20 protein-coding genes, 1 tRNA gene and 2 pseudogenes are annotated in these 17117 nt (G+C 57.5%); 5 read left to right on the top strand and 18 right to left on the bottom strand.

What is annotated here, in order from left to right; translation table 11 throughout:
- Positions 1-71 precede the first annotated feature (71 nt).
- A pseudogene (locus E3O56_RS17445) lies at positions 72-635 on the bottom strand (substrate-binding domain-containing protein); the annotation flags it as partial.
- On the opposite strand from E3O56_RS17445, the pseudogene E3O56_RS17450 reads away from it, so the two are divergent.
- A pseudogene (locus E3O56_RS17450) lies at positions 585-926 on the top strand (nitrilotriacetate monooxygenase); the annotation flags it as partial. The pseudogenes E3O56_RS17445 and E3O56_RS17450 overlap by 51 nt on opposite strands.
- A 40-nt stretch (positions 927-966) precedes the next feature.
- Here the strand turns inward: E3O56_RS17450 and aqpZ are convergent.
- The 3 genes from aqpZ to E3O56_RS17465 all read right to left on the bottom strand — a co-directional run bounded on the left by aqpZ (position 967) and on the right by E3O56_RS17465 (position 2485).
- Positions 967-1659 (bottom strand): aquaporin Z, encoded by a 693-nt coding sequence (aqpZ, locus tag E3O56_RS17455; RefSeq protein ID WP_248128630.1) that lies wholly within the window; start codon positions 1657-1659, stop codon positions 967-969.
- 235 nt (positions 1660-1894) lie between these two features.
- Positions 1895-2158 carry a hypothetical protein gene (locus tag E3O56_RS17460; RefSeq protein ID WP_078821836.1) on the bottom strand — a complete coding sequence of 88 codons (264 nt, stop codon included), beginning with the start codon at positions 2156-2158 and terminating at the stop codon, positions 1895-1897.
- 129 nt (positions 2159-2287) lie between these two features.
- Positions 2288-2485, bottom strand: coding sequence for a hypothetical protein (locus E3O56_RS17465; protein ID WP_032880294.1), 198 nt, complete (start codon positions 2483-2485; stop codon positions 2288-2290).
- Positions 2486-2733: 248 nt separating this feature from the next.
- Between E3O56_RS17465 and E3O56_RS17470 the strand changes: the two genes are divergently transcribed.
- On the top strand, positions 2734-4230 hold the full coding sequence (locus E3O56_RS17470; RefSeq protein ID WP_050549407.1) for a trypsin-like peptidase domain-containing protein: 1497 nt from the start codon (positions 2734-2736) through the stop codon (positions 4228-4230).
- 607 nt (positions 4231-4837) lie between these two features.
- Here E3O56_RS17470 and E3O56_RS17475 read toward each other — a convergent pair.
- The 9 genes from E3O56_RS17475 to thrS form a co-directional block, all read right to left on the bottom strand.
- Positions 4838-4914, bottom strand: a tRNA-Pro gene (locus E3O56_RS17475).
- Positions 4915-5004: 90 nt separating this feature from the next.
- Entirely contained in the window at positions 5005-5361 is a 357-nt protein-coding gene (locus E3O56_RS17480) for a MerR family transcriptional regulator (RefSeq protein ID WP_003174972.1), read from the bottom strand.
- Positions 5342-5644 (bottom strand): integration host factor subunit alpha, encoded by a 303-nt coding sequence (gene ihfA, locus E3O56_RS17485; RefSeq protein WP_002553164.1) that lies wholly within the window; start codon positions 5642-5644, stop codon positions 5342-5344. Before ihfA ends, E3O56_RS17480 begins: the two co-directional genes overlap by 20 nt.
- Before the next feature lie 3 nt (positions 5645-5647).
- Positions 5648-8026, bottom strand: coding sequence for a phenylalanine--tRNA ligase subunit beta (gene pheT / locus E3O56_RS17490; RefSeq protein ID WP_248128631.1), 2379 nt, complete (start codon positions 8024-8026; stop codon positions 5648-5650).
- 26 nt (positions 8027-8052) lie between these two features.
- A complete protein-coding gene (pheS, locus tag E3O56_RS17495; RefSeq protein ID WP_003192486.1) occupies positions 8053-9069 on the bottom strand; it encodes a phenylalanine--tRNA ligase subunit alpha in 1017 nt (338 codons plus the stop codon).
- Positions 9070-9178: 109 nt separating this feature from the next.
- Entirely contained in the window at positions 9179-9535 is a 357-nt protein-coding gene (rplT, locus tag E3O56_RS17500) for a 50S ribosomal protein L20 (protein WP_005789679.1), read from the bottom strand.
- A gap of 30 nt (positions 9536-9565) precedes the next feature.
- On the bottom strand, positions 9566-9760 hold the full coding sequence (gene rpmI, locus E3O56_RS17505; RefSeq protein ID WP_002553160.1) for a 50S ribosomal protein L35: 195 nt from the start codon (positions 9758-9760) through the stop codon (positions 9566-9568).
- Between the two features lie 60 nt (positions 9761-9820).
- Positions 9821-10372 carry a translation initiation factor IF-3 gene (gene infC, locus E3O56_RS17510; RefSeq protein ID WP_169851780.1) on the bottom strand — a complete coding sequence of 184 codons (552 nt, stop codon included), beginning with the start codon at positions 10370-10372 and terminating at the stop codon, positions 9821-9823.
- The gene (thrS, locus tag E3O56_RS17515; RefSeq protein WP_248128632.1) at positions 10372-12294 is read right to left on the bottom strand and encodes a threonine--tRNA ligase; all 1923 of its coding nucleotides are present in this window, start codon (positions 12292-12294) and stop codon (positions 10372-10374) included. Before thrS ends, infC begins: the two co-directional genes overlap by 1 nt.
- 366 nt (positions 12295-12660) lie before the next feature.
- Here thrS and E3O56_RS17520 point away from each other — a divergent pair, with 366 nt between their 5' ends.
- Entirely contained in the window at positions 12661-12999 is a 339-nt protein-coding gene (locus E3O56_RS17520; protein WP_248128633.1) for a hypothetical protein, read from the top strand.
- Positions 13000-13288: 289 nt separating this feature from the next.
- Positions 13289-13501 (top strand): cold-shock protein, encoded by a 213-nt coding sequence (locus E3O56_RS17525; RefSeq protein ID WP_003234260.1) that lies wholly within the window; start codon positions 13289-13291, stop codon positions 13499-13501.
- Positions 13502-13573: 72 nt separating this feature from the next.
- Here E3O56_RS17525 and E3O56_RS17530 read toward each other — a convergent pair whose 3' ends face one another.
- Both E3O56_RS17530 and E3O56_RS17535 read right to left on the bottom strand, forming a co-directional pair.
- Complete coding sequence (locus tag E3O56_RS17530; RefSeq protein WP_032880290.1) at positions 13574-13894, bottom strand: I78 family peptidase inhibitor; 321 nt, start codon at positions 13892-13894, stop codon at positions 13574-13576.
- A gap of 144 nt (positions 13895-14038) precedes the next feature.
- Entirely contained in the window at positions 14039-14344 is a 306-nt protein-coding gene (locus tag E3O56_RS17535; RefSeq protein WP_248128634.1) for a hypothetical protein, read from the bottom strand.
- 153 nt (positions 14345-14497) lie between these two features.
- On the opposite strand from E3O56_RS17535, the gene E3O56_RS17540 reads away from it, so the two are divergent.
- Positions 14498-14698 (top strand): hypothetical protein, encoded by a 201-nt coding sequence (locus tag E3O56_RS17540; protein ID WP_032880288.1) that lies wholly within the window; start codon positions 14498-14500, stop codon positions 14696-14698.
- Between the two features lie 34 nt (positions 14699-14732).
- Here E3O56_RS17540 and E3O56_RS17545 read toward each other — a convergent pair whose 3' ends face one another.
- Genes E3O56_RS17545 through rbsK form a run of 3 tightly spaced genes read right to left on the bottom strand, consistent with a single transcriptional unit; the run spans position 14733 to position 17107 of the window.
- Complete coding sequence (locus tag E3O56_RS17545; protein ID WP_032880287.1) at positions 14733-15761, bottom strand: nucleoside hydrolase; 1029 nt, start codon at positions 15759-15761, stop codon at positions 14733-14735.
- Between the two features lie 27 nt (positions 15762-15788).
- Positions 15789-16193 (bottom strand): D-ribose pyranase, encoded by a 405-nt coding sequence (gene rbsD, locus E3O56_RS17550; RefSeq protein WP_005789692.1) that lies wholly within the window; start codon positions 16191-16193, stop codon positions 15789-15791.
- Entirely contained in the window at positions 16190-17107 is a 918-nt protein-coding gene (rbsK, locus tag E3O56_RS17555; RefSeq protein ID WP_248128635.1) for a ribokinase, read from the bottom strand. The genes rbsD and rbsK overlap by 4 nt, the downstream gene beginning before the upstream one ends.
- Between the last annotated feature and the right edge of the window lie 10 nt (positions 17108-17117).

The raw sequence follows: 17117 nt of genomic DNA on the forward strand, positions 1-17117 counted from the left end.
TGCCAAATGCACTGATTTAGAGCATTAGCAGCCAATAGCCACTAGTTGCACTTAGCCATACCCCGTAATGACTAGGCACTTTCCCTTTCAATTAACTGACAGTGCAAAAGATTCAAGCGTGCAACTTCACCCTCAATCGGTAATACACCCAGACTTTGCAGAACGCGGGTGGCGGCTAATACACCAATCTGCAGGGCCGGTGGCTGGATCGTGCTGAGGCTGGGCAGCAACATCTGTGCGAAGGGGTCATCGCCAAAGCCTAATACGGCGCAGTCCTGCGGGATGTTCAGCTCCGCTCGTTGACCGGCGAGCAAACCACCGGCAGCCAGGTTGTCGTTGGCAAAGAAAATCGAGTCGGGCCTGGTCACCGCCCCCATCAGCTCCTCCATGGCCTGCTTGCCCGCCTCGAAAGGCGCACGGTCGGCGTCGGGGACGAAGACCCACGGCTGCACACCTAGCTCGCTGAGGGTCGCAGTAAAACCATCACGGCGCTCCGGCACGTAGTCCCAGGTTTCCACCACCGGGATGTCCACCTCGGCGATCATCTTTTCGATGCCTGGGCTATGGAAGCGACTGGTCAGCACCAGCGCGGCCGCCAGCAACTGCGGAGCGAACTGGCCCAGCGCGAACAGCTGACACTGGCGCAACTGGGCCGACGCATTGCCGGCGGACGCGGTCATTACAGCTTGATCGGCACGCCTACGCAGATCGCCGATGAGCTGCAGCGCTGGTTCGAAGAAGGCGCGGCGGATGGCTTCAATATTCTGGTGCCACACCTGCCGGGCGGGCTGGAGGATTTCGCCCGCCTGGTCGTTCCCGAGTTACAGCGGCGTGGCTTGTTTCGGCGCGAATACACCGGCACCACACTGCGTGAAAACCTTGGTTTGGCGCGCCCGGCCAACCGTTACAAGGCGGCTCGATCATGAAGAACACGGTCCGCTCGCCGAGCAAAGGTGGCCTGAGCGACTACTGTTTTGTCGCCAACACGAACCGGTGCACCAGCCCACCAAACACGCCACCGAGTAAAGGCACCACCCAGAACACCCACAACTGAGCCATCGCCCAATCGCCTTGAAACAGTGCTACGCCCGTACTGCGCGCCGGGTTAACCGATGTATTGCTCACTGGAATACTGATCAGGTGAATCAAGACCAGGGCAAAACCGATGGCCAGCGGCGCAAAACCGGCCGGTGCCTTTTTGTCGGTGACGCCCAGGATGATCAACAGGAAAAACGCCGTGAGTACAAACTCGGTGACCACTACCGAAAGCAGCGAGAAGCCCCCGGGTGAATGCTCGCCATAACCATTGGTGGCAAACCCCGCCGTCACATCGAACCCGGCCTTGCCGCTGGCGATCAGGTACAGCACGCCGGCCGCCGCAATCGCGCCCAGAACCTGAGTGAGGATGTAGGGCACCACATCCTTGCCGCCGATACGCCCGGCGGCGAGCAAACCCATGGTGACCGCCGGATTGAAATGCCCGCCGGAAATATGCCCGACCGCGTAGGCCATGGTTAATACCGTCAAGCCAAATGCCAATGCCACACCGGCAAAACCAATGCCCAACTCAGGGAATGCGGCCGCCAACACGGCACTGCCGCAACCGCCCAGTACCAGCCAGAACGTGCCGAAGAACTCGGCGGCGAGACGTTTTGTCATCAGGAAACTCCTTGAAGTCAGGTCAAAGAGTTGGAGCCTAACAACAGGGTACGGGCATTGGATGTGGGAAATTTCCTTAGCGCGTAACTAATGAGCAGGTGTGATTCGCGATGAAGATTGTTCACGCGGGAAGGCATTTATTCCCGGCATGAAAAAGCCATAATCAGCAACAACAGTGGCGCATCAAGACAAAGCCGGCCTCTTGCTGCTCAGCGTGGCGCCCCTCTGGATACTCTCACCGTAGCGCGCCCGCCTTGGCGATCAACTCACGCAATCGGGAATCCTTAGGCTCAAACACGTCGAGGAGCCCGATCGCCTTAAGAGCGGGCAGAGATTGAATAATTTCTCGCTCAGCCAGCAGTTGATCATCCATGCTCGCGCCTGGGTTACTCCAAACTCGTACGTTTGCCAAAAAGGCACCCACCGTCCCTTTACGTACGGTCACTCCCTCAAATGTTGCTTCGTTTGTGTCGTCGGCAAGAACGTCTTCGGCACGCATATCCGTCTCCGCAGTTGGGTTGCTTTAACTTCTCGGCCTTTCGGAAAAGGGCATCACGCCGACAATAACGTAATTATCTTGCGCTGACATTTAAATGAAAACCCGGCGCTTGGCCGGGTCCGTTGATGCTCAGTTGTCAGGATGCTCACTGGCTACTGAATCGGCAGCGTCCACGTCCGACATATCTTCCTCGAGGGGTGCCTCGTCGTCCGGTGGCAGCGGGATATGATCCTCATCGCGCTTTGGATCATGACCGGCCTCATTGTCCGTTCCACGCGTTACTGCCTGCTGTGAAATATTGCCTGGGGCGTTCTCGTTGATTTCCATGCTGTCTCTCCGCTCTAAAGCGCGACAAATACGCACTTAACCATTGGAGCAGGCGTGTAACAGGGAGTGCCGAACTTTGGACGAACGGAAAATCCCGAGACGGTGTTTGGCGTAAAGACGCCAGCACCAGCAGCCATAACGGCGACTGAGGATCCCGCCAAGGGCTCACGCAGTAGCCCTGTATGTCATCCGCCTTGGCCTGATTGAGTAGTTTCAGCCAATCAATGACTTCCTTGTCGAGGCCCCTTATGGCACTTCCTCACACCGCCTGCATCTTCCTGTATTTCCTGTTGCTCAGCACTGTCTGGCCGAGCCATGCCAGAGATCTGGCCGAGGGCCTTACCGAGCAGTCACCGTCTGTGGCCCTTGAAAATAAAAACCACCGTTATCCGCAATGGACCGGCATCGGTTCACTGGAAAACGCCTTAGGCCAGACCTGCAATGCCGTTCTGCTCGACACGCGCAATCGCCAAGGTAAGGCCATCGGGCCGGCTTATGTGCTGACCGCCGGGCATTGTGTGTTCTACAGCTACGGTACAGCGCGCGTCCACCAGGCGCTCACCGCCGACGTGACCTTCAACTACTTTCATGACACACCCGAACGGCGTATCACCTACGCCGTCAAGACGGCGCATTGGAGCAGCATGGCGGGCACTGACCTGGCCGTGCTCGAACTGGATACGTCACTGGCGGTGCTGGTGGCCAAGGCGATCATGCCACTCAAGCTGGCCTCCCAGCGTCAGACATCGGATCGAGAGGTGATCAACGTGGGAGCGCCGACTGGCTTTCTGAAAAAGGGCCTACGCATGAGCGCCTGCGTGGAATCGACCCTCAACAGTTTTGCCGAACATCCCGGCGTGTTCCCCAGCGCCTTGCGCAACCGCTGCAACGGTCTGCGCCCAGGCAGCTCCGGCAGTCCGATGCTGGACCGGAACACCAATGAAATCACCAGCATCATCAGCAAGGTCGCGTCTGCCATTCAGAAAGACATTCTCAATAGCTGCCAGAACAACTCGGCGTGCGAAGCCGCCAAATTCAACTACAGCTACCCCGTCAACGACTTGTACTACTGCTTTGTAGACGGTGTTTTCCGTAACGACACCCCAACCTGTCAGCTCAAGGCGGTTGAAATCACGCTGGATGAGCCGTGGAACCTGAAGCCCTATGTGCATTTAAAACGTGACGCCACCGACCAAATTACCCGTCCGACTTGGAACCTGAGGTTCTCGATCCAGGAACCGTTCTACCGATTCAAAGCCGTGAATCACATCAGCGATTGCGCACGCACACACGGCTACCAAGTCGCTGCCGCTTCTGACGAGGCCTACATCAACCAACCCATCGGCCCAGTGCTGGGGCCGCATGTGTTATGCATACTCGGGGTGCAAACGGCCGAACAGCCGCTGACCGAAGCGCTGCTGCGCAATGCGTTCACCCATTCGGTATTCCTGACCAACCCGGCACCGGCACCGCAGCTCAAGCACCGCTATCACATCGCCTGGGAAAACCAGCAGGACGGCTTTAGCCAGCATTATTACTACAGCGTGAACTCGGCGATCAGCACCATCTGTGGCGATATTGACGACGATCGCTACACCTTGGCCATGGACGGCATATTCCTTGATATAGCAGAGCTGCCGGTCACGTTATGCAGTTATGCACGCAACAACGCCGGGCAACCGTCGGCCATTCGCACAGACATGATCACAGGCGCAACGGTTCGCTCGCAGCGTCAGGCCAGGTGAGGCAGGAAGATGTTTTAAGCAAATGTTGATGAGTCAAGTCAGCGCAATCGACGGCAATGCCCGAAAGGCACGACTTGAGCGGGATCACTGGGGCTCTCCCCCGCCGAACCGCAGCGGGGGCGACCCGATTACCATTGACCAGAGAGCAAACAGGTTGCTGCCTCAATCATGCTGAAGTGGTACCACGGCTGAGAATCCTGGCAACTGGTGGCGAAAGACGCATGCGCACTTGAGGTCGCTAACAGGCAGGCTGCAGCCGTCATATAGACATATTTTTTTATAGTCATCTTCACTCCCCTTCCCATCGTTAATACATTGGCTTGCGCTTCAAACTCTACTGCCGGGTTCGTGCAAGGATCAATTAGGGCAGGTGTGCTAGTGGCTTATCGACATGCACGCGACAACGCCTATCGACGTCACGCCAGTCATTTCAGGGGAGTGTCGTAGCGATTGCATGTTCGCTGTACCCCACCGGCAGATCACAGAGGTGAAACAGGCTCTCGGGCCCATAACAGCCCACGGCGCGGTAGGGGGTAGGGGGTAGGGGGTATTTTTCAGACATGAAAAAGCCCAATCTTTTCAGATTGGGCCAAGTCATTGAAAAATATGGTCGGGACGGAGTGATTCGAACACTCGACCCCTAGCACCCCATGCTAGTGCGCTACCGGACTGCGCTACGCCCCGACTAGGCGTGTTACTGGGTTCGCTTCTTAACGAAGCGAACCGGAATATACCGCAAGCTTTTGAAATGTGGAAGTATTTTTAAAGCTTGAATCATTTCTTCAGCACCACCAGCACATCTTCCAGTTCGGAGATCATCTGGCGGATCAGTTGCTTGTATTGGGTGGTGTCGTCTTTGGCCTCATCACCGGACATACGCTGGCGTGCGCCGCTGATGGTGAACCCCTGGTCGTACAGCAATGCACGGATCTGTCGGATCATCAGCACGTCCTGGCGCTGATAATACCGACGGTTCCCGGTGCGTTTGACGGGGTTGAGTTGAGGAAACTCCTGCTCCCAATAGCGCAGCACGTGTGGTTTTACCGCACACAGCTCGCTGACTTCACCAATGGTGAAGTAGCGTTTGCCTGGGATGACGGGTAGTTCGTCGTTATGACTTGGTTCCAGCATAAGCCTCAACTCGGGCCTTCAACTTCTGCCCTGGACGAAAGGTGACCACACGGCGAGCCGTGATCGGGATTTCTTCTCCCGTTTTTGGATTGCGGCCAGGCCGCTGGCGTTTGTCCCGCAGGTCAAAATTGCCGAAACCGGACAATTTGACCTGTTCGTTGTCTTCCAGAGCGTGGCGGATCTCTTCAAAAAACAGCTCGACCAATTCCTTGGCCTCGCGCTTGTTCAGACCCAACTCTTCGTACAGACGTTCCGCCATCTCAGCTTTCGTCAAAGCCCCCATACGTCACTTCCTTAACGTGGCGTTCAACCTTTGTTCGAGCGAGGTGAGGATATTTTGTGTCGTGGTATTCACCTCATCGTCATTAAGAGTGCGCGATGGATGCTGCCAGGTCAAGCCGACTGCGAGGCTTTTTCTATGCGGATCAATGCCTTTACCCTGATAGACGTCAAATAGCCTGAGGTCTGTCAGCCATTCCCCTGCATTTTCACGGATTACATCCAGAACGGCAGTGGCGGCGACGTCACGGTCGGCCATCAGCGCCAGGTCGCGACGCACTTCAGGAAAGCGCGACAACTCGCTGAATTTAGGCATCTTGCCCGACGCAACTTCAGCCAAGACTAGCTCAAACACGAAGACTGGACGGTCCAGCCCCAACGTTTTCGACAGTTCCGGGTGAATGGCGCCCACAAAACCTACCAGGCGACCTTCGCGCTCGATACGCGCAGTCTGGCCCGGATGCAAGGCTGGGTGGCTGCCTGGCACAAAGGTGAAGGCATCCAGCGCGCCGGCAAAGCCCAGTACCGCTTCCACGTCAGCCTTGACGTCGAAGAAGTCTACGACGTCGCGGCCCTGCGCCCAGCCTTCCGGCAGGCGGCTACCGCAGACCACGCCAGCCAGCATCGGCTCTTGCTTGAGGCCATCGAGCTGACCCACGAAACGCAGGCCGCTTTCGAACAGGCGCACGCGGTCTTGCTGGCGGTTCAGGTTGTGGGAAAGCGCTTTCACCAGACCCGGCCACAGCGACGAACGCATGGCGGCCATGTCGTTGGAGATCGGGTTGGCCAACAACAGCGGCTCAACACCCGGGTTGAACAGCTCAAATTGTTTTGGATCGATGAAGCTATACGTCACGGCTTCCTGGTAACCACGAGCAACCAGCAGGCGGCGCAGCTCAGGCAGGTGCGCACGCGCTTCGGCTTTGGGTTGCGGCGCGAGGCGCGCTTGCGGGTAGCGAACCGGCAGGCGGTTGTAGCCATACAGACGTGCCAGCTCTTCGATCAGGTCGACTTCCAGGCTGATGTCGAAGCGATGGCTAGGAACTGCAACCTGCCACTGCCCTTCCCCATTCGAGGAAATACCCAGGCCGAGGGCGGACAGCAGTTGCTCGATTTCAGCCGGCACAATGACCAGCCCGAGCATTTGCTCAACGCTTTTGGCACGCAGAGTGATCGGCGCAATCGACGGCAGGTGCTGCTCGCTGACGGTTTCGGTGATCGGACCCGCTTCGCCACCGGTGATTTCCAGCAGCAGGCCGGTGGCGCGCTCCATGGCTTCACGGGCGAGATTCCAGTCCACGCCACGCTCATAGCGGTGCGAAGCATCGGTGTGCAGGCCATAGGAACGGGCCTTGCCAGCGATGGCGATCTGGTCGAAGAACGCGCTTTCAAGGAAGACGTCACGCGTCGTCGCGGATACACCGCTGTGCTCGCCACCCATCACGCCGGCAATTGCCAGGGCGCGAGAGTGATCGGCGATAACCAGAGTGTCGGCACGCAGGCTGACTTCCTGACCGTCGAGCAGCACCAGCTTTTCGCCTTCCTCGGCCATGCGCACGCGGATGCCACCGTTGATTTCGGCGAGATCGAAGGCGTGCAGCGGCTGACCCAGCTCCAACATCACATAGTTGGTGATGTCGACGGCGGCGTCGATGCTGCGCACGTCGGCGCGACGCAGGCGCTCGACCATCCACAGCGGGGTCGGCTTGGACAGGTCGACGTTACGGACCACACGCCCCAGGTAACGTGGGCAGGCGTTCGGCGCGAGCACTTCGATGGAGCGAACTTCGTCATGCACCGGCGGCACCACAGCAACCGCCGGACGGGTGACAGGAACGTTGTACAGCGCGCCCACTTCACGGGCCAGACCGGCCAGGGACAGGCAGTCGCCGCGGTTCGGGGTCAGGTCGACCTCGATGCTGGCGTCTTCCAGTTCCAGGTAAACCCGGATGTCCTGACCCACAGGCGCGTCGGCCGGCAGCTCCATCAGGCCATCATTGCCCTCGCCTACCTGCAACTCAGCCTGAGAGCACAACATGCCGTTGGACTCGACACCACGCAGCTTGGCCTTCTTGATCTTGAAGTCGCCAGGCAGTTGGGCACCGATCATGGCAAACGGGATCTTCAGGCCCGGGCGCACATTAGGCGCTCCGCACACGACCTGAAAGGTTTCCGAACCGTTGCTGACCTGGCACACACGCAATTTATCGGCATCAGGGTGTTGCTCGGTGCTCAGCACTTCGCCTACTACCACGCCACTGAAAACACCGGCGGCCGGGGTAACGCTATCGACCTCAAGACCGGCCATCGACAGACGCGCAACCAGCGCGTCGCGATCTACCTGCGGGCTTACCCAGCCACGCAGCCATTGTTCACTGAATTTCATCCTGCTCTCCTAAAGATTCGTTACGACTAGCGAAATTGCGCGAGGAACCGCAAGTCGTTGTCGAAGAACAGACGCAAGTCGTTCACGCCGTAACGCAGCATGGCCAGACGCTCAACGCCCATGCCGAAGGCAAAGCCCGAGAACTCTTCCGGATCGATCCCGGACATGCGCAGCACGTTAGGGTGGACCATGCCGCAACCCATGACTTCCAGCCAACCGGTCTGCTTGCAGACGCGGCAACCTTTACCGCTACACATCACGCATTCCATGTCGACTTCAGCGGACGGCTCGGTGAACGGGAAGAACGATGGACGGAAACGCACCGCCAGCTCTTTCTCGAAGAACACCCGCAGGAATTCTTCGATGGTGCCCTTGAGGTCGGCGAAGTTGATATCGCGATCCACCAGCAGGCCTTCGACCTGGTGGAACATCGGCGAGTGGGTGATATCCGAGTCGCTACGGTATACACGGCCTGGGCAGACAATGCGGATCGGCGGCTTGTTCGCTTCCATGGTGCGGACCTGTACCGGCGAGGTATGGGTGCGCAACAGCATGTTCGCGTTGAAATAGAAGGTGTCGTGCATCGACCGGGCCGGGTGATGGCCTGGGATGTTGAGCGCCTCGAAGTTGTGATAATCGTCTTCTACCTCAGGGCCTTCGGCAATGCCGTAGCCGATGTGGGTGAAGAACTGCTCGATACGTTCCAGAGTCCGGGTAATCGGATGCAGGCCGCCCGAGGCCTGACCACGACCAGGCAAGGTCACGTCAATGGACTCGGCGGCGAGCTTGGCCGCTAGATCGGCCTCCTCGAGCGACGCCTTGCGCGCATTGAGCACCTCTGTGACACGTTCCTTGGCAACGTTGATCAACGCACCGACTTGCGGACGTTCTTCAGCGGGCAAATTCCCCAGGGTCTTCATCACCTGAGTCAATTCACCTTTCTTGCCAAGGTAGTGAACCCGGATTTGCTCCAGGGCATTTACATCTTCAGCGCTTTGCACGGCCTCAAGGGCTTGGGCAACGAGCGCGTCCAGGTTTTCCATGTACAGACTCCAGATACAAAATAGGGGAAGAGCTTGAAGGCTCTTCCCCTATTTATGACGTTTACCACCTTGGGCTACAGGAGTAACCCAGGATGACTGTCGGGGGTACTTAAGCCAAGGAGGCTTTAGCTTTCTCGACAATCGCAGCAAACACCGCTTTTTCGTTCACGGCCAGTTCAGCCAGAACCTTACGGTCGATTTCGATGGACGCTTTCTTCAGGCCAGCGATGAAACGGCTGTAGGACAGACCGTTAACACGTGCACCAGCGTTGATACGAGCGATCCACAGAGCGCGGAACTGACGTTTTTTCTGACGACGGTCACGGTAGGCGTACTGGCCTGCCTTGATTACCGCTTGCTTGGCAACACGGAATACGCGTGAACGCGCGCCGTAGTAGCCTTTAGCAAGTTTCAGAATTTTTTTGTGACGTTTACGGGCAATGACGCCACGCTTTACACGAGCCATGAGTTACTTCCTCTAGTCTTGATCCAAAAATTAACGAAGGCGCAGCATGCGCTCGACTTTTGCCACGTCAGACGGATGCAGCAAGCTGCTACCGCGCAGTTGACGCTTACGCTTGGTCGACATTTTGGTCAGGATGTGGCTCTTGAAAGCGTGCTTGTGCTTGATACCGTTAGCAGTTTTCAGAAACCGCTTAGCAGCACCACTTTTAGTCTTCATCTTTGGCATGTTCGGATACTCCGCATTCAGTTGATAAACATAATCAGAAGGCCTGCCGTGCCCTGTTGATTACTTCTTCTTTTTCGGGGCGATGACCATGATCAGTTGGCGTCCTTCCATCTTAGGATGCTGTTCGACCGAACCGTACTCGAGCAGGTCAGCTTCAACCCGCTTGAGGAGTTCCATCCCCAGCTCCTGGTGGGCCATCTCACGGCCGCGGAATCGCAAGGATACCTTGGCCCTGTCCCCATCACTCAGGAAACGTACCAGGTTGCGCAGTTTTACCTGGTAATCCCCTTCCTCCGTCCCTGGACGAAACTTGATTTCTTTAACCTGGATCTGCTTCTGGTTTTTCTTGGCTGCGGCAATCTGCTTCTTCTTCTCGAAGATCGATTTGCCGTAGTCCATCAGCTTGCAGACAGGTGGTACAGCATCGGCGGAAATTTCCACCAAATCGAGCTTGGCTTCTTCAGCCTTAAGAAGCGCGTCTTCAATTGACACAATCCCAAGCTGCTCACCCTCAGCCCCAATTAACCGAACCTCGCGTGCCGAGATATTCTCGTTGATCGGGGCTTTCGGTGCAGCTCGTTTATCTTGTCTCATTTCACGCTTAATAATAATTACTCCGAATCTGGGCGACCACGCCGGGAAACCGCTTGCGCGAGGAACTCAGCGAACTGGGCGACGGGCATCGAGCCCAGGTCAGCACCTTCACGAGTACGCACAGCGACAGTCTGCATCTCGACTTCCCGATCTCCGATAACCAAAAGATAGGGAACCTTGAGCAAAGTATGCTCGCGGATTTTAAAGCCGATCTTTTCATTTCTCAAGTCGGACTTGGCACGAAATCCGCTTTCGTTGAGAGTTTTTTCAACTTCGGCGGCAAAATCTGCCTGTTTATCAGTGATATTCATGATCACTGCCTGGGTCGGAGCCAGCCACGCAGGGAACGCGCCCTCGTAGTGCTCGATCAGGATACCGACGAACCGCTCGAACGAACCGAGGATCGCCCGGTGCAGCATAACCGGGTGCTTACGGCTGTTGTCTTCGGAGACGTATTCGGCTCCCAGACGGATCGGCAGGTTAAAATCGAGCTGCAGGGTACCACACTGCCAGACACGGCCAAGGCAATCTTTGAGCGAGAACTCGATCTTCGGACCGTAGAACGCGCCCTCCCCCGGCTGCAGGTCGTACGCAAGGCCCGCACTGTCGAGTGCTGCGGCCAGTGCCGCTTCGGCGCGATCCCACAGCTCGTCGGAACCAACGCGTTTTTCCGGACGAGTGGACAGCTTCATTTCAACTTCGGTGAACCCGAAATCGCGATAAACGTCCATGGTCAGCTTGATGAACGCGGCGGATTCAGCCTGCATCTGCTCTTCGGTGCAGAAGATGTGGGCGTCGTCCTGAGTAAAACCGCGCACACGCATAATGCCGTGCAGTGCACCGGATGGCTCGTTGCGGTGGCAGGCACCGAACTCGGCCAGGCGCATCGGCAACTCGCGGTAGCTCTTCAGGCCTTGATTGAACACCTGCACGTGGCATGGGCAGTTCATCGGCTTGATGGCGTAGTCGCGGTTTTCCGACTGGGTGGTGAACATGTTGTCGGCGTAGTTGGCCCAGTGCCCGGATTTCTCCCACAGACTGCGATCAACGACCTGCGGGGTCTTGATCTCCAGGTAACCGTTGTCGCGCTGAACCTTGCGCATGTACTGCTCAAGCACCTGGTACAGGGTCCAGCCATTCGGGTGCCAGAACACCATGCCCGGCGCTTCTTCCTGAAGGTGGAACAGGTTCAGGCGCTTGCCGATCTTGCGGTGGTCGCGCTTTTCAGCTTCTTCAATGCGCTGGATGTAGGCGGCCAGCTGTTTCTTGTCAGCCCAGGCCGTGCCGTAGATCCGTTGCAGCTGTTCGTTCTTGGCATCACCGCGCCAGTAGGCACCGGACAACTTGGTCAGCTTGAACGACTTGAGGAAACGCGTGTTCGGCACGTGTGGGCCACGGCACATGTCGACGTATTCTTCGTGGTAGTACAGGCCCATGGCCTGCTCGTCCGGCATGTCTTCCACCAGGCGCAGCTTGTAATCTTCACCACGCGCGGTAAACACGTCGATCACTTCGGCACGCGGGGTGACTTTCTTGATGACGTCGTAATCTTTTTCAATCAGCGCGTGCATGCGCTGCTCGATGGCCGCCAGGTCGTCCGGTGTAAAAGGACGCTCATAGGCGATGTCGTAATAGAAGCCTTCTTCGATTACCGGGCCGATCACCATCTTGGCGGTTGGGTACAGCTGCTTGACCGCATGGCCAATCAGGTGCGCGCAAGAGTGGCGAATGATCTCCAGCCCCTCTTGATCCTTGGGCGTGATGATTTGCAGGCTGGCATCGCAAGTGATCAGGTCACTGGCGTCGACCAGTTTGCCGTTGACCTTGCCGGCCACGGTGGCCTTGGCCAAGCCTGCACCAATGGATGCGGCGACTTCGGCTACGGAAACCGAATGATCGAATGAACGTTGACTGCCGTCGGGTAGAGTAATAGTTGGCATGGCGCCTCCTCTCCTAGTGGTGACCCCTACCAAAGGTCACGTGGGTTGGGATGAGCCAGTACAAGATCCAACACCAGGCCGTTCAGTGATGAACGCCTGCCTTACAGCGGCAGGAGCCTTTCGGCCAACCGATAATCGAACCAGAGTGACTGGATTGAGCTAAAAAGAAACATGGCAAGGCGGTAATTGACGCGCCTGAAACTTGCCAAGCCCACGATGCTAGCACAGATGAACGGTCATCGCGCCGACGAAGCTTTGTGTATAGCGCAATTCAAGGCTTTATAGCTGCAAAGTGAACTTGAGCTGTACGTCGGGCCTCCAACCCACTGAGAATCGCCGTTCGTCCTCGACCCAAAGGAGCATCCCATGATGCGTTTCACCTCTACCCTCGCTGTCGCCGCTACCCTGAGCCTCCTTTCCCTCGGCGCGCAGGCTGCAGCCCCGTCCAATTGGCCAGCCGGTGCCCGTGACGCTTTCGTCAGCGACTGCAGCGCTGCCGCCAGCCAGAACGTGGACCTCCAGAAAGCCAAGGCCCACTGCGAATGTGGCGCTGACAAGATCAATGCCGAATTGACTAGTGCGGAAATCACAGAACTCATGGCAGGCAAGCCACCAGTGGGCGATAAAGCAATCGCCGCTCGCTCGGCGCTCGAAACCAAAGCCGTCGCAGCTATTGATTCCTGCAGAGTCGTGAAGAAAAAGTAAGATTGACCACTGATCTGACGACCATATCGCTGGAAAAATGGCCTGAAAACTGCCATTTCACACAAATTATGCAGGTTTTACGGCTTTTTTTAACAGTTGATATTTCAGCGCAAAGCCCCGTAGATCGGGGCTTTGCGCCGAGCCAGGGATCAGATGCAACGCGATTGATTAGCAAACAATGCCTTGGGGGGGCTCCCAAGTCGAACATTTCGACTATGATAGCCCAGTGTGCCCAGTTGGCCTGAGCAGCACAGCACTACTGAAAATATATGTTTCTTGGAGATACACCATGTCTAATCGCCAAACCGGCACCGTTAAATGGTTCAACGATGAAAAAGGCTTCGGCTTCATCACTCCTCAAGGTGGCGGTGACGACCTGTTCGTACACTTCAAAGCTATCGAAAGCGACGGTTTCAAAAGCCTGAAAGAAGGCCAAACCGTTTCCTTCGTGGCTGAGAAAGGCCAAAAGGGTATGCAAGCTGCACAGGTTCGCGGCGAGTAATTCTCCGCTGAGCTAAAAAAAACCCCGTCCATGTGACGGGGTTTTTTATGGGCGATGCAAAAGCCGAAGCTGTCAGCCGCAATTGACCCGCGTGATCACCAGGTTGTTGTCAGTGTTGAGGTTCAGGCGGTCAGAACGATATTCCAGGGTAATCATATCGTTGGGCTTGAGGATGCGTGCATTCTGCGCGCCAGCACGGGTACGAGCCTGCTCCAGCAACTGCGGCGAGGCTTTCTGGCCGATTGCGAACTCGGCGGCCTTCGACTCACAGCGGCTATGACCGGCATCGGTCACGGTGGCGTCTTTGCCTGGCTCAGAGGCACCCGGGGTGCTGCAACCCGCCAATGCGAGTGCTGCCAACAAAGTACCGAATGAAGCGAGCTTCCAAGGCATGAAGCCTCCTATGATTAAAAATGGACAGAGATCGTGCGACAGCGATATGAACGATTGGTTTCAAGACGTTAATCGCCTGCGCGCAAGTCTGCCTGACTCGCGCGGGGCAATCGCCCAGTCAATCGTGACTAGATATGAACGCACTCAGTAGATGTCGATGTAGTCAGATGATGGACGTGGCCAGTTCTGTTTCAGCGCGTTGAAGATCTGCATGACCCAGACCTCATCGCTGGCCGCCACAATACCGACATAGCCAGAACCCTTGGCCCAGGTCTCCAGACGAAACAGCAGGCCATCTATCTGAGCTCCACCGACTACGCCGGAAGAAATATAGGCAATACCAGCCCTGGTTACCCGAAGCTGGGTATGTACGTCGTCACTGGCGTGGGCAAGCAGTTGGCGCACGGCATCCAGCGTCAGGTTCTCAGGCTTGTTCAGATCGATCTGCACGCGGTGTTTCCCGGCTGTTAAACAAGCCAACAGTGTCGCATACCCCCTCCTTCATGCCTAAGTAGCAGTGCCAAAAGCCGCGCAAAATGGTTAACTGCGCCGCTGGAACCGCGCTCCAGCGCATTGCCCAGTACTTTCAGCCGTGAGATTTCCATGACCACCGTAACGCTCCAAGCCGATATCAAAGCCAAGTGGCCCCAGGGGCAAAGCTCCTATAGCCCCGGCAGCCCCGAAGAACTGGCGATCATTGGTATCGACCTGTTGGTCAAGGAACTGGGAACCCAGGCGGCACAAGCGTTCATCGGCCAGGTATTCGAGAAATACCCGGCCGACTACATGGGCGCACAAGAATAAGAACCGGCCGACGAACGCCGACCGGTAAAACGTATTACTTCAAACGCGCCAGACGCTCGGTCAGCAGATCGAAGAAGCCCTGGGCGTCGCCGTTCTCGACCCAGAACACATTCTTCTCCTGCTTGAGGCCGTCGTACCAATCGACGATGGTCTGGCCAAAGGTCGGGCCTTCGCGGCTGTCGACGACCATATTGGCCTGACGACCGCTGAACAGCGATGGTTTGAGCAGGTAGGCAACCACGGTAGCGTCGTGGACCGGGCCGCCCGGAATGCCGTAATGCTCCATGTCGCCTTTGACGTACTCATTCAGAATACTGCTGACGACCTTGCTCGCGTTGTTGTTCAGGTCCGCAATCTTCTTCAGGCGGGCGTCGCTGGTGAGGACTTTATGGGTCACGTCCAACGGCAGGTAGGTCAACTTCACTCCACTTTTGAGCACGATCTCAGCCGCCACCGGATCGGCGAACAGGTTGAACTCGGCCACGGGCGTGATATTACCGCCATTGAAGTGCGCACCACCCATCACCACCACTTCCTTGATGCCCTGGGTGATTTCGGGCGCCTGGGTCAGTGCCAGCGCGAGGTTGGTCTGCGGACCGAGCATGGCGATGGTGATGCTGTGCGGTTTGGCAGTGCTCAGCGTTTTGATCAGGTAATCAACGGCATTACCTTCGGCCAGGCCTTTTTTCGGCTCGTGCACGGTGACGCCGGAGATGCCCTCTTTGCCATGGATATTCTCGGCGTAGATCGGCTTGCGCAACAGAGGCGCCGGCGCACCTGCGTACACCGGAATGTCCTCACGCCCTGCCCACTCGCGCGCCAGACGCGCATTGCGGGAGGTCTTGTCCAGGCGCACATTACCGGCGACGGTGGTCAGCGCACGAATGCTCAGCTCCTCCGGCGAGGCCATGGCAAACAGCAGCGCCACCACGTCATCGGCCCCAGGGTCGGTATCGATGATCAGGTCGATTTTTTCCGCCGCCTGGGCGCTTGCAGCTGTGAGTGCGGACAAAAGCAGAACACTCCGGAACAGGTTTTTCAGGATGGGTAGACCACGTTGCATAAAGCACTCCTTGTCATTGGGGGGACGCTAAAACGTTACGCCGGATACCAGCGCGATATTGCAGTAAGGCTGGCACTCGCCGGTACGCACAACCGCGCGTGCTGTGCGGCTCAGTTGCTTGAATTCTTCATGGCTGAGCAGCCGCCGCTCACCCAGCGCTGCCTGCTCTGTCAGCGCATTGAGCGCGCTCAGCGCCGGCGGTTGCTTGAGCAGGATTTCTTCCGCGAGCACGTGGCTTTCAACCTGCATCTCACTGAGCACAATGCGCAACGTGCTGATGAAATCCGGAATGCCCTGGGTCAGTGCCAGGTCGATCAACTCCACGCCGGGCGGTACCGGCAGGCCGGCATCGCCGATGACCAGCACGTCACCATGACCCAGGGATGCGATCACGCGTGACAGGGCGATATTGAGCAAAGGTGTCTTTTTCATGAGGGCACAAAACCTTGTACGTCGTGCAGCGTAGGAATGGAAGGCTGAGCGCCGGCGCGGGTCACAGACAATGCCGCCGCTACCTGGCCAAAACGGATCGCCTCGGCTTCGCTCTTGCCCGCGGCCAGTGCAGCAGCAAAGCCACCGACGAAGGTATCGCCAGCGGCTGTGGTGTCCACCGCCTTGACCTTCGGCGCCAACAGATGCTCGAAGCTGCTACCGTCGGCGAACAGTGCCCCCTGGGCGCCAAGCGTAATGATGACTTTACCCGCCCCCGCCTTGATCAGCGCTGTCGCGGCGACCTTGGCGCTGTCGAGCGAGTCGACGGTGACACCGCTCAGGGCGGTGGCTTCACTTTCATTGGGGATCAGGTAATCGATCGAGGCATACCACTGAGCGGGCAAAGGCCCACTCGCGGGCGCCGGATTGAGGATGACTGTCTTGCCCAGTTCGCGGCCGCGCTTGAGCGCATGACCAACGGTGTCCATCGGCACTTCAAGCTGGCAGATGATCACGTCTGCCGACTGCAGCACAGCGTCGCACGCTTGCAGAGACGCGGGCGTCAACTCACCGTTGCTGCCGGCCACAATGACAATCGCATTCTGGCTGCTGTCATCCACCACGATCAATGCCACACCACTGGAGCCCTCTACGGTGCTGACCGCCTGGCAATCGATCCCTTCCACCAGCAGTGCATCACGCAATTGACTGCCATAGGCATCGGTGCCCACGCATCCGACCATCGCAACACTGGCCCCCAGCCGCGCCGATGCCACCGCCTGGTTGGCGCCCTTGCCACCCGCAACGGTGGAAAAGCTCTGGCCGATCAAGGTCTCACCGGCACGCGGCAAGCGACTGGCCCGGGTGACCAGGTCCATGTTCAAGCTGCCTACTACCACTACTTTTGCTGGCATACATCAGTAC

This window comes from Pseudomonas sp. W2Aug9, assembly GCF_023127755.1.
Lineage (GTDB): Bacteria > Pseudomonadota > Gammaproteobacteria > Pseudomonadales > Pseudomonadaceae > Aquipseudomonas > Aquipseudomonas synxantha_A.

What these genes read in the sequence shown, in the direction of transcription:
- aqpZ (WP_248128630.1), bottom strand. Translation starts at nt 1,659, where the DNA reads ATGACAAAACGTCTCGCCGCCGAGTTCTTCGGCACGTTCTGGCTGGTA.
- E3O56_RS17460 (WP_078821836.1), bottom strand. Translation starts at nt 2,158, where the DNA reads ATGCGTGCCGAAGACGTTCTTGCCGACGACACAAACGAAGCAACATTT.
- E3O56_RS17465 (WP_032880294.1), bottom strand. Translation starts at nt 2,485, where the DNA reads ATGGAAATCAACGAGAACGCCCCAGGCAATATTTCACAGCAGGCAGTA.
- E3O56_RS17470 (WP_050549407.1), top strand. Translation starts at nt 2,734, where the DNA reads ATGGCACTTCCTCACACCGCCTGCATCTTCCTGTATTTCCTGTTGCTC.
- E3O56_RS17480 (WP_003174972.1), bottom strand. Translation starts at nt 5,361, where the DNA reads ATGCTGGAACCAAGTCATAACGACGAACTACCCGTCATCCCAGGCAAA.
- ihfA (WP_002553164.1), bottom strand. Translation starts at nt 5,644, where the DNA reads ATGGGGGCTTTGACGAAAGCTGAGATGGCGGAACGTCTGTACGAAGAG.
- pheT (WP_248128631.1), bottom strand. Translation starts at nt 8,026, where the DNA reads ATGAAATTCAGTGAACAATGGCTGCGTGGCTGGGTAAGCCCGCAGGTA.
- pheS (WP_003192486.1), bottom strand. Translation starts at nt 9,069, where the DNA reads ATGGAAAACCTGGACGCGCTCGTTGCCCAAGCCCTTGAGGCCGTGCAA.
- rplT (WP_005789679.1), bottom strand. Translation starts at nt 9,535, where the DNA reads ATGGCTCGTGTAAAGCGTGGCGTCATTGCCCGTAAACGTCACAAAAAA.
- rpmI (WP_002553160.1), bottom strand. Translation starts at nt 9,760, where the DNA reads ATGCCAAAGATGAAGACTAAAAGTGGTGCTGCTAAGCGGTTTCTGAAA.
- thrS (WP_248128632.1), bottom strand. Translation starts at nt 12,294, where the DNA reads ATGCCAACTATTACTCTACCCGACGGCAGTCAACGTTCATTCGATCAT.
- E3O56_RS17520 (WP_248128633.1), top strand. Translation starts at nt 12,661, where the DNA reads ATGATGCGTTTCACCTCTACCCTCGCTGTCGCCGCTACCCTGAGCCTC.
- E3O56_RS17525 (WP_003234260.1), top strand. Translation starts at nt 13,289, where the DNA reads ATGTCTAATCGCCAAACCGGCACCGTTAAATGGTTCAACGATGAAAAA.
- E3O56_RS17530 (WP_032880290.1), bottom strand. Translation starts at nt 13,894, where the DNA reads ATGCCTTGGAAGCTCGCTTCATTCGGTACTTTGTTGGCAGCACTCGCA.
- E3O56_RS17540 (WP_032880288.1), top strand. Translation starts at nt 14,498, where the DNA reads ATGACCACCGTAACGCTCCAAGCCGATATCAAAGCCAAGTGGCCCCAG.
- E3O56_RS17545 (WP_032880287.1), bottom strand. Translation starts at nt 15,761, where the DNA reads ATGCAACGTGGTCTACCCATCCTGAAAAACCTGTTCCGGAGTGTTCTG.
- rbsD (WP_005789692.1), bottom strand. Translation starts at nt 16,193, where the DNA reads ATGAAAAAGACACCTTTGCTCAATATCGCCCTGTCACGCGTGATCGCA.
- rbsK (WP_248128635.1), bottom strand. Translation starts at nt 17,107, where the DNA reads ATGCCAGCAAAAGTAGTGGTAGTAGGCAGCTTGAACATGGACCTGGTC.